A 13,003-nucleotide genomic window follows, 5' to 3' on the forward strand; every position below is an offset into this window, starting at 1 on the left:
TTGCACGCCATGTCAGCCAAACATCCGGTCATCGCCGTCACCGGCTCCAGTGGGGCAGGAACCACCACCACCAGCCTGGCTTTCAGGAAGATTTTTCAGCAACTTAATCTGCGGGCAGCCGAGGTCGAAGGGGACAGTTTCCACCGTTTTACCCGCCCGGAAATGGATATGGCAATCCGTAAAGCGCGCGATATGGGAAAGCACGTCAGCTATTTTGGCCCTGAAGCCAATGACTTTGGCCTGCTGGAGCAAACGTTCAGTGAATATGGTCGCAGCGGTAAAGGGCAGTCGCGCAAATATCTGCACACCTATGATGAAGCCGTACCCTGGAACCAGGTGCCGGGTACATTTACCCCGTGGCAGCCGCTGCCTGAACCCACCGATGTCCTGTTTTATGAGGGTTTGCATGGCGGCGTAATGACTCCGCTGCACAACGTGGCAGACAAGGTGGACCTGCTGGTCGGCGTGGTGCCTATCGTTAACCTGGAGTGGATACAAAAACTGGTGCGCGACACGGGTGAACGCGGTCACTCGCGTGAAGCGGTCATGGATTCAGTGGTGCGTTCCATGGAGGACTACATTAACTTTATTACGCCGCAGTTCTCACGCACTCATATTAACTTCCAGCGCGTCCCCACGGTGGATACCTCTAACCCCTTTGCTGCTCGCGGCATCCCCTCTCTGGATGAAAGTTTTGTCGTCATCCACTTTCAGGGGCTGGAAGATATCGACTTCCCCTATCTTCTCTCCATGTTGCAAGGTTCGTTTATCTCGCATATCAAAACCCTGGTGGTACCAGGTGGAAAAATGGGACTGGCAATGGAGTTGATTATGGGGCCACTGGTCAAACGCCTTATCGAAGGCAAAAAAATCGGCTGACCCCATTTATCCTGTTATCGCTTCATCAGCAGGCGGTGGATAAAGCCGGTATGCAGCCTCACCCCGATTTTTAGCGCATCTTCGTCAAGGCGAAAATGGGGGTTATGCAGCCCCCGGCAGGTCCCTTTTTCCGGGTTGCCCGACCCGACCCACAGGAAACAGCCCGGCACTACCTGCTGATAGGCTGAGAAGTCCTCGCAGCCAAACATTGGATGCAGCATAACCTGCAAGGCATCATCCCCCAGCGTGGCAATCACATTATCCACTGCAATACGGCAGGCGTCCGGGTGATTAACCCCGGTGGTGTAACCCGGCGTCCATTTCAGCACGTAGCTGGCCCCTGCTCCCTGCGTCATTCCGTCCAGCTGCTGTGACATCATCTGCGGGATAGTGTTACGCGCACTCTGGCTGAGCGTGCGCAGCGTGCCGCGCAGATGCGCCGTGTCAGGGATAACGTTATAGCCGCCGTCAGCCTGAAAACTCGCGACCGTCAGTACGGCACCTTCGTTAGGATCAAGACGACGTGAGACAATCTGCTGAAGTGCCTGCACCACTCCTGCGCCCAGCGTCACCGGGTCGATACTCTCCTGCGGCATCGCTGCGTGGGCGCCTTTTCCCTGCAGGGTCAGGTCGAAGTTATCGCTGGCAGCGCTGAAGACGCCCTCTTTCACAGCCACCTGGCCGGTAGACAGTCCAGGGAAAACATGCAGACCGAAGATCATTGATACACCGTTCAATACGCCCAGCTTAATCAGCTCGCTGGCCCCGCCTGGTGGCACTTCTTCCGCATGCTGGAAAATAAAGCGCACTTTGCCGGCAAGCTTACTCTGCTGCTGGCACAACACCCATGCCGCCCCCATCAGCATTGCCGTATGCGCATCATGCCCGCAGGCATGCATCACACCGCGATTGCGCGAGGTGAAAGGTTCACTGTTCAACTCCTCAATAGGCAGCGCATCCATATCGGCCCTCAGGGCAATGCAGTCACCACTACGCGGCCCCTCAAGTTCAGCCAGTACGCTATTTGGCGTCGGGCGACTAAGTGTTAATGGGCCAAACTTTGCCAGTTCAGCGGCAACATAGTCTGCGGTGCCATGCTCGTGGAAAGAGAGTTCGGCATTCGCGTGAATATGCCGCCGCCATTGCAGCACCTTTGGTGTGACATCCTGAATCAGCGTCTCGATAGTCATCATGACTCCTGGTTGATTAAATCTGACAACGGCAGACCAGGCAGCAACAGAGAATCATGGGCAAACGCCGGACATTCAGCTGTTGTTTCGCCAGCCTGCAGCAAATTAAGAAAGGAATGTAGAACGAGGGAAATATACCGCTGATGTTATTCGCCTGCCGTGGCGTGAAATGCGGGTAGAGAGAGGAATAGCAGGATGTGTACGCTACGTTCTGTCAGCTGTGGGTAACGACAACGAACATCGTTACCCATAAGAAACCAGCTTCAGGTCAGATCTGTCACTTCATAGCTGTGCGTCATTTTCACCGCGCTCCCCAGCATAATCGCCACCGAGCAGTATTTCTCCGCAGAGAGGTCGACCGCACGTGAAACGGCTTTATCCGTTAACGCCTTGCCGCTGACAATAAAGTGCAGGTTAATATGGGTGAAAATACGCGGTGCCTCTTCACGACGTTCCGAGGTCAATTTAACTTCACAGTCGGCGACATCGTGACGGCCTTTTTGCAGAATAGACACCACATCAATCGCACTGCATCCCCCGGCAGCCATCAGCACCATCTCCATCGGGCTGGGTGCTTTATCCCCCGCGTTGCCATCCATCAAAATCTGATGGCCGGATGAGGATTCTCCCAAAAACGTCATCCCTTCAACCCACTTAACTCGTGCTTGCATCACAAAATCCTCTCATTGAATCAGTTACCGCAGAGTACGCTGCACTCACAAAAACGGCAACGTTGCCTTTTTCGAACTATGCTGAAGCGAGACAACAGAAGACAGTCTTGTAAAGCTGTGCTACAAACGAAGCTGCAATATTTTACTGGCATAACAATGCACGGTAAAAACGGGACGACAGCACGAGCCATGCTCTTAACAGAGGCCCGTATAATTTCCCTATGGGAACGCTTGAATATTTCAACGCCTGGCAGGGATACATCCCCTGATACCCAAAAATATTTCGCGCTTCAGGCCAGCGGCAACGCATCTGCAGCACGCAGAATACAGGGTATATTTAGGCACGATTACAACAGAGGATAACAGCGAATGGTTCTCGGCAAACCGCAAACAGACCCTACACTCGAATGGTTCCTGTCACATTGCCATATTCACAAATATCCATCCAAAAGCACTCTGATTCATCAGGGTGAGAAGGCGGAAACCCTCTATTACATCGTTAAAGGATCAGTAGCGGTGTTAATCAAGGATGAAGAAGGCAAAGAGATGATCCTCTCCTACCTCAATCAGGGCGACTTCATTGGCGAGCTGGGCCTCTTTGAAGAAGGTCAGGAGCGCAGTGCATGGGTACGTGCGAAAACAGCCTGTGAAGTGGCTGAAATTTCCTACAAAAAATTCCGTCAGTTGATTCAGGTGAATCCTGACATCCTGATGCGCCTGTCTTCACAGATGGCGCGTCGCCTGCAAGTCACATCAGAGAAAGTGGGTAATTTAGCTTTCCTTGATGTGACCGGACGCATTGCCCAAACGTTGTTGAATCTGGCGAAACAACCGGATGCCATGACGCACCCGGATGGGATGCAGATCAAAATCACCCGTCAGGAGATCGGCCAGATCGTCGGCTGCTCCCGCGAAACGGTGGGTCGTATTCTGAAAATGCTGGAAGATCAAAACCTGATCTCAGCACATGGTAAAACCATTGTTGTTTACGGAACACGTTAACCGGCTCTGAACCCACGGCGCGACGCCCAGTCGCGCCGTTTTTATTTGGTGTGGCTCATGTGGCGGAGAATTATCTATCACCCCGAAGTTAACTACGCACTCAGGCAAACACTGGTGCTGTGTTTACCCGTGGCGATCGGCTGGATGCTCGGCAACCTGCAAAACGGCCTGCTGTTCTCATTAGTCCCCGCCTGTTGTAACAATGCCGGTCTTGATACTCCACACAAACGCTTCTTCAAACGTCTGATCGTAGGCGGTTGCCTGTTTGCTTTCAGTAGCTTTTTGATTCAGTACGCCGGGGCAGAAGAGGTGCCACTGCCCGTGATCCTGCTGGTCATGGCACTGCTGCTTGGCGTCACCGGTGAAATCAGTCCGCTGCACGGTCGTCTGCTACCGGCATCGCTGATTGCCGCCATTTTCACCCTCAGTCTGGCCGGACGCATGCCCATGTGGCAGCCACCGCTATTGTTCATTCTCGGTACCGTCTGGTATGGCGCGTTTAACTGGTTCTGGTTCTGGCTGTGGAAAGAGCAGCCGATGCGCGAAACCCTCAGTCTGCTCTATCATGAACTGGCTGATTACTGCGAAGCGAAATACAGTCTGCTAACCCAGTTGACCGATCCCCAAACCGCCCTGCCTCCCCTGTTGGTGCGCCAACAGAAAGCCGTCGATCTGATTAACACCTGTTACCAGCAAATGCATATGCTGGCCGCCAATCGCGACCATTATCAGCGACTGACGCGCGCATTTCAGGTCGCCCTCGATCTACAGGAACATATCGCCGTCAGCCTGCATCAGCCCGAGGAAGTACAGAAGCTGGTAGAGCAGAGCCACGCCGAGGCGGTGATCCGCTGGAATGCGCAGACCATTGCCACACGCCTGCGGGTACTGGCTGACGATATCCTCTATCACCGCTTCCCTGAACGTTTCACGATGGAAAAACCGCTTCAGGCACTGGAAAAAATATCCCGTCAGCACCCCGATAATCCGGTTGGCAACTTTTGCTATTATCACTTCAGCCGTATCGCCCGCGTGCTACGCACCCAGCACCCGTTGTACCGTCGCGACCTGATGGCGGACCGCCAGCGCCGCCTGCCGCTGTTTCCTGCGTTGAAGAGTTATCTGTCGCTGAAATCCTCTGCCCTGCGCACCGCCGCACGCTATGCAGTCATGCTGACCTTCGCCAGTTCACTGGCCCTGTTCTTCAATCTGCCGAAGCCTTACTGGATACTGATGACGGTGATGTTTGTCAGCCTCAACGGTTACAGCGCTACTCGGGTACGTATCCAGCACAGGGCGCTGGGAACGCTGGCCGGGTTGGCCATTGCCGCTGCCACGCTCGGTTTACATGCCCCGGAATCCTGGGTGCTGCTGGTGATGCTACTGATTACCCTGGTGAGCTATCTGTTTATCCGCAAGTTTTACGGCTGGGCAACCGTAGGATTCACGGTCACCGCGGTGTATACATTGCAACTGCTGTCGCTGAACGGAGCGCAGTTCCTGCTGCCGCGCTTAATGGATACACTAATGGGCTGTCTGATTGCCTTCGGCGGCATGATTTGGCTATGGCCACAGTGGCAGAGTGGATTGATGCGTCAGAATGCGCACGATGCGCTGGAGACCTATCAGGAGGCATTGCAGAAGCTGCTGGGCAGCGAACAGGATGCGGAGAAACTGGCATACCAGCGTATGCGGGTGAATCAGGCGCATAATGCGCTGTTTAACTCACTGCATCAGGCGATGCAGGAACCGGGCTTTAATTCACGCTACCTGGCCGATATGCAGCTGTGGGTCACGCACAGCCAGTTTATTGTTGAGCATATCAACGCCATGACCATTCTGGCGCGGGAGCATACGATGCTAACGCCGACGCTGGCAGAGCGCTATTTGCAATCCTGCGAAATTGCCCTGCAACGCTGTCAGCAGCGTCTGGAGTATGACGGACCGGATTCAGGCAGCAATGTACTGGATGCTCCCGAGGACTTCCATCAGGGGCCGGTGACCATTATGGAGCGACACGTGAAGCGTATTCTTGGCCACCTCAGCGTAATGCACACCATTTCGTCGCTGACCTGGAGCCAGCGCCCACATCATGGCCGCTGGCTGTCCCGGCGCTTGAGGAAATCGTCATGATCGCGGGTCAGGCATGCCTGACCCCTACGAATTAGCGGCATGCCGACGTTGGCCTGGGATATGCCTGACCCCTACGAATTAGCGGCATGCCGACGCTGGTCTGGGATATGCCTGACATCGACGAAACAACGTAGGGGCGGGGCATGCCCCCCCCCCGGCAATCAGCCCAGGACTTTCTCAACAGCCGTGGCGAAACGCGCCATGCCTTCGGCGATATCCGTTGGCTCAATGACCAGCGAAGGCGCAAAACGCATCACGTCAGTTCCGGCAACCAACACCATCACACCGGCTTCTGCTGCGGCGTTAAGAATATCGCGCGCACGTCCAGCATGCTGTGATTTCAGCTCCGCGCCAATCAGCAGGCCTTTGCCACGGATATCGCTGAACAGATCGAAACGGGCATCCAGCGCCTGAAGCGCATCAACAAACAGCTGACGGCGCTCTTCCACACCTTCCAGCACCTCTGGCGTATTGATGATATCCAGTGCAGCTTCAGCCACCGCACAGGCCAGCGGATTACCGCCATAGGTGGTGCCATGCACGCCAGGCGCCATAACCGATGCAATGTCGTTAGTCGTTAACATGGCACTGACCGGGAAACCACCGCCCAGCGCTTTGGCTGTGGTGAGAATATCCGGCTGCACACCATAATGCTCATACGCAAACAGTTTACCGCTGCGGCCCATGCCGCTTTGCACTTCATCCAGAACCAGCAGCGCATTATGTTCATCACAGAGCTGACGCAGCCCCTGCATAAATTCTGGCGTCGCGGGCATCACGCCCCCTTCTCCCTGAATCGGCTCAACCACAATGGCGCAGGTATGATCGTCAATCACCGCTTTTACTGCGGCCAGATCGTTAAACGGGACGTGGACGATATCGGCAGGTTTTGGCCCGAAGCCATCGGAATACTTCGGCTGGCCGCCAACGGACACCGTAAACAGCGTGCGACCGTGGAAGGCGTTATGGAAGGCAATGATTTTACTTTTGAACGGGCTGTGACGTTTGGTGGCGTAGTAACGCGCCAGCTTAAACGCCGCTTCGTTTGCTTCCGCACCGGAGTTAGCAAAGAACACTCGCTCGGCAAAAGTCGCGTTGATCAGTTTGGTCGCCAGACGCAGGGCAGGTTCGTTAGTGAAGACGTTACTGGTGTGCCACAGGGTTTCACCCTGCGTTTTTAATGCCTCTACCAGCGCCGGATGGCAATGCCCGAGCGCGGTGACCGCAATACCGCCAGAGAAATCAATGTACTCTTTACCCTGCTGATCCCAAACGCGGCTGCCTTTCCCTTTCACCGGCACAAACTGTGCTGGTGCATAAACAGGCAAAATCACCTCATCGAACGTTGCACGTGTTACCGCTAATTTTTCCGCCGCCATTCACTACCTCACCATTTAGTCTTTTCAGGGATGTGAAAATATAGTCATAAAATATGCATAAAAAGTCACTAAAAGGCAAACGTTAATCAGCGTTTGAGGAAATTATCCAGCAGTTGATGCCCCTGCTCGCTGAGGATGCTTTCCGGGTGAAACTGCACCCCTTCCAGCGATAACGTGCGGTGGCGGAAGCCCATGATCTCATCAGGCTGACCATTCTCATCCACGGTCCAGGCGGTCACTTCAAACTCAGCAGGCAGACTGCCGCTTTCAACAATCAATGAATGATAGCGGGTCACCGTCAGGGGATGATTCAGCCCGGCAAACACGCCGCCATCACGATGTTCAATCGCTGATGTTTTGCCGTGCATCACCTTGCGTGCGCGTACCACGCGGGCGCCAAAGGCCTGTGCGATTGCCTGGTGCCCCAGACAAACGCCAAGGATAGGCAATTTCCCGGAGAAATAACGGATAGCCTCAAGAGAGATCCCGGCTTCATTCGGTGTACAGGGGCCTGGAGAGATCACCAGATGTTCCGGCGCCAGCGCGTCAATCTCAGCCAGCGTGATCTCGTCATTGCGGCGCACGCATACCTCGGCTCCCAGCTCAGAAAAATACTGGTAGAGGTTCCAGGTGAAGGAGTCGTAGTTGTCGATCAGAAGCAGCATGGTGGGCTCGTTACAGCAGGACCGCCACCAGGCGGCCCTGACAGAATGCCATCAGAGAATTATGGCAGCACTTTGGCAGACAGGATCACCACCGGCGTCACCGGAACATTCTGGTAAGGACCAAAAGTTTTCGTCTGCACCTGGGCGATCTTATCGGCCACATCCATTCCCTTCACCACTTTACCGAAGACGGCATAGCCAAAATCACGCTGACCATGATCGAGGAAGGCGTTATCCGCCACGTTGATAAAGAACTGGCTGGTTGCACTGTCCTTCTCAGCCGTACGCGCCATTGAAATGGTGCCACGTTTATTGAGCAGGCCGTTATCTGCCTCATTTTTTATCGGCGGTTTAGGCTGCTTCTGCTGCATGTCAGCGGTGAATCCCCCGCCCTGCAGCATAAAGCCCGGGATCACGCGGTGAAAAATGGTGTTGTTATAAAAACCATTGTTGACGTAATCCACAAAATTAGTCACCGATACCGGTGCTTTCTGGTTGTTCAGTTCCAGTTCGATAGTACCGGCGGAAGTGGTCAGCAGCACATGCGTGTCCCCCTTCGCGGCAATAGCGGAGGCAGAGATTGTCGACAGGGCAAGAACGGTCGCCACTGCGGTCAAAGTACGTTTCAACATGAAAGATTCCTTACTGAGTGCAACAAACCATAAAAACAACGCTGATTGTAAAGAGGCACTTACCAACGCGCCAGCGTTTTACCTTTATTTACGCTGCAAACATCTTGAAGCAAACGGGATAAGAGAAGTCCGAATGGTGATAATGATCACGTTATGAATGAAATATGAAGATATTCATTTCATTAAATATTTAAGCAGATCACGAATATCGTTAAACTTCTCTCGTTTACCACGGGCATTCCGCCCGACGACTTCTCTTTCAAACAGGTTTCCACTATGACAAATCGCGATCGAATTGGGCTTACCTGGATCAGCTTCTTCTCTTATGCGCTGACCGGTGCAGTGGTTATCGTTACCGGTATGGTACTGGAGAATATTGCTGCTTACTTCCAGCTGCCCGTGGCACAGATGAGTAATACCTTTACCTTCCTGAACGCCGGTATCCTGCTGGCGGTATTCCTGAACGCCTGGCTGATGGAAATTGTGCCACTGAAGCGTCAGCTTATTTTCGGCTTTGTGCTGATGGTGCTGGCCGTGCTGGGCTTGATGAACAGCCACAGCCTCACCGTTTTCTCTCTGTGCATGTTTGTGCTTGGCGTGGTGAGTGGTATTACCATGTCCATCGGTACGTTCCTGATCACCCATCTGTATGAAGGACGTCAGCGTGGCTCTCGCCTGCTGTTTACCGACTCCTTCTTCAGCATGGCGGGTACCATTTTCCCGATTATTGCTGCCGCTATTCTCGCGCGTTCTCTGCCGTGGTACTGGGTATACGCCTGCATCGGCGTCATCTATGTCGCCATCTTTGTTCTGGCACTGTGCTTTGAATTCCCGGTACTGGGCAAGAAAGCCACCAGAGGCGAGCCTGTAGTGAAAGAGAAGTGGGGCATCGGCGTCGGCCTGTTGGCTGTGGCAGCACTGTGCTACATCCTTGGCCAGCTTGGCTTTATTGGCTGGGTGCCGCTGTACGCGACCAAAAATATGGGGCAGAGTATCGAACAAGCCGGGGGTCTGGTCGGTAACTTCTGGACCGCGTATATGATTGGTATGTGGGCCTTCAGTGCCATTCTGCGTTTCTTCGATCCGCAGCGCATCCTCACCGTACTGGCACTGGCCGCCACTGCGCTGATGTACTGGTTTATCAGCGCGACGGATGCCTCCATGCTGAAGTGGATCATGATGAGCCTGGGCTTCTTCTCCAGCGCTATCTACACCACCATTATCACACTGGGTTCGTTGCAGACTAAGGTCGCTTCGCCAAAACTGGTGAACTTCATCCTGACCTGCGGCACCGTTGGCACCATGTTGACCTTCGTGGTCACTGGCCCGATCGTAGAGAAAGGCGGTGCACACGCGGCGCTGGCGACCGCTAACGGCCTGTACGCGGTGGTCTTTGTGATGTGTCTGCTGCTCGGTTTCGTCAGCAAGCACAAGTTGCATGGACATATGGGTTCCCACTAACCTTAAGATGTCAAAAAGGCCGGTTAATCCGGCCTTTTTTTTATGCAGCGTCATCGCCTGAAATCCACCTTTTCACTCTCATCCAAATGGATAATGCTGGTGGCGGGAGCTGTCTCGGCGATCACTCGTCCATCACGGATCGAGTAGCGCACTGGAACCTGACGGCGCAAGGCATCAAAACCGCTCTCAGCAGGCAAGATCACCAGGTTAGCACTGTTACCGCATTGGATACCGTAATCCTTCAGTTGCAGCGTTCTGGCGCTGTAAGTGGTTATCAGGTTAATCCCAGCATCTAACTGTTCGTATCCCATCAACTGGCACACGTGCATCCCCATGTGCAAGACCTGCAACATGCTGGCAGTCCCCAGAGGATACCAGGGGTCGAAAACATCATCGTGACCAAAGCAGACATTAATGTCCGCCTCCAGCATCTCTTTCACCCGCGTAATGCCCCGGCGCTTCGGATAGGTATCGAAACGGCCCTGTAGGTGAATATTCACCAGCGGGTTAGCCACAAAATTAATTCCAGACAGCTTTAGCAGGCGGAACAGGCGTGAGGTGTAAGCACCGTTATAGGAGTGCATTGCGGTGGTATGACTGGCCGTCACGCGGGCTCCCATCTGTTCCCGGGGCGCCAGCGCCGCGACGGTTTCAACAAAACGCGACTGTTCATCATCGATCTCATCACAATGCACATCCACCATACGCTGATACTTTTGCGCCAGTGCGAAAGCACGGTGCAATGACTCAACGCCGTATTCTCGGGTGAACTCAAAATGCGGTATTGCCCCCACCACATCGGCCCCTAATTGCAATGCTTTCTCCAGCAGCGCTTCACCATCGGGGTAAGACAAAATGCCCTCCTGCGGGAAGGCCACCAGTTGAATATCCACCCACGGCGCCATCTCCGGCTTCACTTCCAGCATCGCTTTCAGCGCGGTTAGCGTCGGGTCGGAGACATCAATATGCGTACGCACATGTTGAATACCGTTGGCAATTTGCCACTTCAAAGTCTGACGCGCCCGCTGCTTTACATCTTCATGCGTCAGCGTGGCCTTACGCTCTGCCCAGCGCTCAATGCCTTCGAACAAGGTCCCAGACTGATTCCAGGCAGGCTCACCCGCTGTCTGCGTGGTGTCCAGATGAATATGCGGTTCAATAAACGGAGGGAAGGCCAACCCACCTTCGGCATCCAGTGCTTCACCGCTGGCACGCGTTGGTGGCTGTGGCGTGATATGCACAATCTTGCCCTGTTGGATCTCAATCTGCCAAAGCCCTTCACGCTCCGGCAGGCGAACGTGATTAATCCACTGTAATTCTGGACGCATAAATCCCTCCGTCATCAATAAGACACGCTGTTAACCCTATCACGGATTAATACTGCTGCCGGAAATCTCTGAATGAACCGATGAAAATCAGCAGCCTGAATGCTAATTTCCCCTCTATACTCAGCATTCTGATTGACTGCGAGGAAAGGACCATGAAGCACCTGATCATCGCCTGCATGCTGGTAAGCCAGCCACTGATGGCGGCTGCACCTGACTATGCCACGCTGGAAGGTATCTGGCACGTTGATGCCGTACATGTGGATAGCACAGGCATCCAGGCTGTGGTGGAGAACGATCCGCAATATATGGGCGCAGTGGTGACGTTTTCGTCAAATAAGATTATGTGGAGTCAAGGCAGTGCGCAGCGGACGATCGATCCGGCAACGGATAACTGTCTGAAGAGACCGACGTTGACGTCTGCCGATGAGAACGATCCCGAAGACAGCTATCAGGTCGCGGGTGGGTACAATGTGATATGTGGCGATGAGCCGTGGGGGCCGGGGGCCGTCGTTACCGCACCGGTCAACGATACGCTAACACTCTACTGGTTTGACGGGGCAATTCTGGTATTGAAAAAAGAGCACCGCCAGTCATGATGCTCTTGCTTTCTTAACGGGTGGCAACCCTTAGCAGATTGCCACCGGTAACGATTTACGGCTGAGCAACGAAGCCGATGGCCTCATACACTTTTTTCAGGGTGCCCTGCGCCTGCGCACGCGCTTTTGCTGCACCATCACGCATCACCTGCTCAAGGAAGGCTTCATCATCGCGGTAACGATGATAACGCTCCTGCAGCTCACCCAGCATGGCTGATACCGCATCCGCAACCGCTCCTTTCAGGTGGCCATACATCTGGCCAGCAAACTCGGCTTCCAGCTCGGCCATCGTCTTACCGGTCACACCGGACAAAATATCCAGCAGATTCGATACACCAGGCTTCTCTTTCACATCATAACGCACTACCGGTGGTTCATCGCCGTCGGTCATCGCACGTTTAATTTTCTTCACTACCGACTTCGGATCTTCCAGCAGGCCGATAACGTTATTGCGGTTATCATCAGACTTGGACATTTTCTTGGTCGGCTCCAGCAGCGACATCACGCGCGCCCCGGATTTAGTAATAAACGGCTCTGGCACGGTAAAGATGTCGCCGTACAGTGCGTTAAAGCGCGAAGCCACATCACGGCTCAGCTCCAGATGCTGTTTCTGGTCTTCACCTACCGGCACCTGAGTGGTCTGATACAACAGGATATCTGCCGCCATCAGCACCGGGTAGTCAAACAGCCCCGCATTGATATTTTCTTCGTAACGTGCGGATTTGTCTTTAAACTGAGTCATACGGCTCAGTTCACCGAAATAGGTGTAACAGTTAAGGATCCAGCCAAGCTGCGTATGCTCAGGCACGTGCGACTGAACAAAAATGGTGCTTTTCTGTGGATCGATGCCGCAGGCAAGATAGAGTGCCAGCGTATCCAGCGTAGCCTTGCGCAGTGCAACCGGGTCCTGACGAACCGTGATGGCGTGCAGGTCAACGATGCAGTAGATGCAGTGGTAATCATCCTGCATCTGTACCCACTGACGCAGCGCACCCATATAGTTACCGATGGTCAGTTCACCTGAAGGCTGTGCGCCGCTAAATACGATGGGTTTGCTCATGTTTCCG

General features: G+C 54.0%; 12 protein-coding genes. 5 read left to right on the forward strand and 7 right to left on the reverse strand.

The features are described 5' to 3' along the window. The first annotated feature begins 9 nt into the window (after positions 1-9). On the forward strand, positions 10-879 hold the full coding sequence (locus WH277_RS23245) for a phosphoribulokinase (protein WP_133846681.1): 870 nt from the start codon (positions 10-12) through the stop codon (positions 877-879). A gap of 14 nt (positions 880-893) precedes the next feature. Here WH277_RS23245 and WH277_RS23250 read toward each other — a convergent pair whose 3' ends face one another. Both WH277_RS23250 and WH277_RS23255 read right to left on the reverse strand, forming a co-directional pair. Next, positions 894-2,072, reverse strand: coding sequence for an amidohydrolase (locus WH277_RS23250; RefSeq protein WP_159337863.1), 1,179 nt, complete (start codon positions 2,070-2,072; stop codon positions 894-896). 260 nt (positions 2,073-2,332) lie between these two features. Beyond that, positions 2,333-2,740 carry an OsmC family protein gene (locus tag WH277_RS23255; protein ID WP_133846679.1) on the reverse strand — a complete coding sequence of 136 codons (408 nt, stop codon included), beginning with the start codon at positions 2,738-2,740 and terminating at the stop codon, positions 2,333-2,335. Between the two features lie 369 nt (positions 2,741-3,109). Here WH277_RS23255 and crp point away from each other — a divergent pair, with 369 nt between their 5' ends. Together crp and WH277_RS23265 are read left to right on the forward strand one after the other, a co-directional pair. Further along, positions 3,110-3,742: a cAMP-activated global transcriptional regulator CRP gene (gene crp / locus WH277_RS23260; protein WP_000242758.1), complete on the forward strand. Its 633-nt coding sequence runs from the start codon at positions 3,110-3,112 to the stop codon at positions 3,740-3,742. A gap of 57 nt (positions 3,743-3,799) precedes the next feature. After that, a complete protein-coding gene (locus tag WH277_RS23265) occupies positions 3,800-5,875 on the forward strand; it encodes a YccS/YhfK family putative transporter (protein ID WP_159337861.1) in 2,076 nt (691 codons plus the stop codon). Between the two features lie 161 nt (positions 5,876-6,036). Here WH277_RS23265 and argD read toward each other — a convergent pair whose 3' ends face one another. From argD to ppiA, 3 genes are all read right to left on the reverse strand, one after another. Further along, complete coding sequence (argD, locus tag WH277_RS23270) at positions 6,037-7,254, reverse strand: bifunctional acetylornithine/succinyldiaminopimelate transaminase (protein WP_133846677.1); 1,218 nt, start codon at positions 7,252-7,254, stop codon at positions 6,037-6,039. 86 nt (positions 7,255-7,340) lie between these two features. Next, a complete protein-coding gene (locus WH277_RS23275) occupies positions 7,341-7,919 on the reverse strand; it encodes an aminodeoxychorismate synthase component II (protein ID WP_133846676.1) in 579 nt (192 codons plus the stop codon). 59 nt (positions 7,920-7,978) lie between these two features. After that, positions 7,979-8,551: a peptidylprolyl isomerase A gene (gene ppiA / locus WH277_RS23280; protein WP_133846675.1), complete on the reverse strand. Its 573-nt coding sequence runs from the start codon at positions 8,549-8,551 to the stop codon at positions 7,979-7,981. Positions 8,552-8,827: 276 nt separating this feature from the next. Between ppiA and tsgA the strand changes: the two genes are divergently transcribed. Beyond that, positions 8,828-10,012: an MFS transporter TsgA gene (tsgA, locus tag WH277_RS23285; RefSeq protein WP_133846674.1), complete on the forward strand. Its 1,185-nt coding sequence runs from the start codon at positions 8,828-8,830 to the stop codon at positions 10,010-10,012. 50 nt (positions 10,013-10,062) lie between these two features. Here the strand turns inward: tsgA and WH277_RS23290 are convergent, their stop codons facing one another. Beyond that, positions 10,063-11,340 (reverse strand): cytosine deaminase, encoded by a 1,278-nt coding sequence (locus WH277_RS23290; protein ID WP_339507122.1) that lies wholly within the window; start codon positions 11,338-11,340, stop codon positions 10,063-10,065. 152 nt (positions 11,341-11,492) lie between these two features. Here WH277_RS23290 and WH277_RS23295 point away from each other — a divergent pair, with 152 nt between their 5' ends. Then, positions 11,493-11,936: a hypothetical protein gene (locus WH277_RS23295; RefSeq protein ID WP_133846672.1), complete on the forward strand. Its 444-nt coding sequence runs from the start codon at positions 11,493-11,495 to the stop codon at positions 11,934-11,936. A gap of 55 nt (positions 11,937-11,991) precedes the next feature. Here the strand turns inward: WH277_RS23295 and trpS are convergent, their stop codons facing one another. Beyond that, a complete protein-coding gene (gene trpS / locus WH277_RS23300; protein ID WP_339507125.1) occupies positions 11,992-12,996 on the reverse strand; it encodes a tryptophan--tRNA ligase in 1,005 nt (334 codons plus the stop codon). Between the last annotated feature and the right edge of the window lie 7 nt (positions 12,997-13,003).

Source organism: Erwinia sp. MYb416 (assembly GCF_037479575.1).
In the GTDB taxonomy this organism is placed as follows: domain Bacteria; phylum Pseudomonadota; class Gammaproteobacteria; order Enterobacterales; family Enterobacteriaceae; genus Erwinia; species Erwinia rhapontici.